General features: G+C 53.6%; 8 tRNA genes. All 8 read right to left on the reverse strand.

What is annotated here, in order from left to right:
• Nucleotides 1-713 precede the first annotated feature (713 nt).
• A tRNA-Ile gene (locus H522_RS0114645) sits at nucleotides 714-790 on the reverse strand.
• Between the two features lie 3 nt (nucleotides 791-793).
• Nucleotides 794-870 (reverse strand) — tRNA-Asp (locus H522_RS0114650).
• Nucleotides 871-922: 52 nt separating this feature from the next.
• Nucleotides 923-997 (reverse strand) — tRNA-Thr (locus H522_RS0114655).
• Between the two features lie 4 nt (nucleotides 998-1,001).
• Nucleotides 1,002-1,078: transfer RNA gene (locus H522_RS0114660), tRNA-Met, on the reverse strand.
• A gap of 22 nt (nucleotides 1,079-1,100) precedes the next feature.
• Nucleotides 1,101-1,175, reverse strand: a tRNA-Val gene (locus H522_RS0114665).
• Between the two features lie 19 nt (nucleotides 1,176-1,194).
• Nucleotides 1,195-1,270, reverse strand: a tRNA-Phe gene (locus H522_RS0114670).
• A gap of 3 nt (nucleotides 1,271-1,273) precedes the next feature.
• A tRNA-Glu gene (locus H522_RS0114675) sits at nucleotides 1,274-1,348 on the reverse strand.
• A 10-nt stretch (nucleotides 1,349-1,358) separates the two neighbouring features.
• Nucleotides 1,359-1,434: transfer RNA gene (locus H522_RS0114680), tRNA-Thr, on the reverse strand.
• Nucleotides 1,435-1,473: the final 39 nt, after the last annotated feature.

The following is a 1,473-nucleotide window of genomic DNA, read 5'->3' on the forward strand; positions in this document are numbered from 1 at the left end:
GTTCGCCTCCCGGGGTCCAGCACCCCAAAGGGAGCGCTTGCACCCCGGTCCTTGGCTCTGATTGCGAATCACATTCGTGTTCGCAAGACTCTCTGTGCGTGTTTAGTTTTCAAGGAACCTCGTGACTTGCTTCACCTGTTCCCGCAGTGACCGGGCTATCCGGTCGCAAGCGGCATCGTTCATCGTATCACCCACACGCCATAATTACAAGCGGTAGATGATGGATGCCGATGTTTTGCGGTTTTCAGGGCCGCCGGTCGATTGGCGACGCTGACTAATATAGCACGGCTATCGAACGAGATCAAGTCGAAAATGAGATTCTTAGCCCGGGCCGCTGAGCACTCTTCTTTAACATCAATACTTCTTCGGAAACACACCTCGGCAGCATACCAATACCAAAACTAGCCATAAACATACAGGCCACTCAAACGTAATCGTTTCGAAAAAGGAGGGTGACTTACAACCGAAAGAAAACCTCATGTGATGGCTACAAGCCAAGCACGCTCTCCGTAATCGGTTTGCTACATGTTCCCTCCTTTTTCGGACTTGGTCCTTCATCACATTCAGTTGGGCCATATGCCAGTCCAGATAAATACCACACCCCACAGACGCATCGAAAGTCAGAACAAACACCAAGACATAAGATAAGGCCGCCAGGGCATTATCCTCACCCCAGGCGACCTTGTCTGTTTACTATACGCTCTAAGAATTTTTGGTGGGCCCAAGAGGACTTGAACCTCTGACCTCACGATTATCAGTCGTGCGCTCTAGCCAGCTGAGCTATGGGCCCAAATGGCGGAGCTGACGGGATTCGAACCCGCGTTCTCCTGCGTGACAGGCAGGCATGTTAGGCCTCTACACCACAGCTCCACAACTATAGAGTTTTATCCACACCCTTACTTCTCGATTAAAATGGAAGGTATGGAGCCACCTGTCGGATTCGAACCGACGACCTGCTCATTACGAGTGAGCCGCTCTACCCCTGAGCCAAGGTGGCGAATTGGTGGCGGCGGGTGGATTCGAACCACCGACGCCACGGGTATGAACCGTGTGCTCTGACCAACTGAGCTACGCCGCCAATCGAGGCATCCCTCGAATTTTGGTGCGGCTAATAGGAATCGAACCTATGGCCCCCACCGTGTCAAGGTGGTGCTCTCCCTCTGAGCTATAGCCGCATGTGAACAATCGTCAAACTGGTGGCTCGGGACGGAATCGAACCGCCGACACGAGGATTTTCAGTCCTCTGCTCTACCGACTGAGCTACCGAGCCAATTGGTGACCCCAGGGGGATTCGAACCCCCGTTACCGCCGTGAAAGGGCGGTGTCTTAACCACTTGACCATGGGGCCAAAATTTCTGTGGAGCTCCCAACCAGGCTTGAACTGGTGACCTCATCCTTACCATGGATGCGCTCTGCCAACTGAGCTATGGGAGCCTGGCTCCCCGAGTAGGATTCGAACCTACGACCCTCCGG

Origin of the sequence: Alicyclobacillus herbarius DSM 13609 (genome assembly GCF_000430585.1) — a bacterium.
GTDB lineage: Bacteria > Bacillota > Bacilli > Alicyclobacillales > Alicyclobacillaceae > Alicyclobacillus_G > Alicyclobacillus_G herbarius.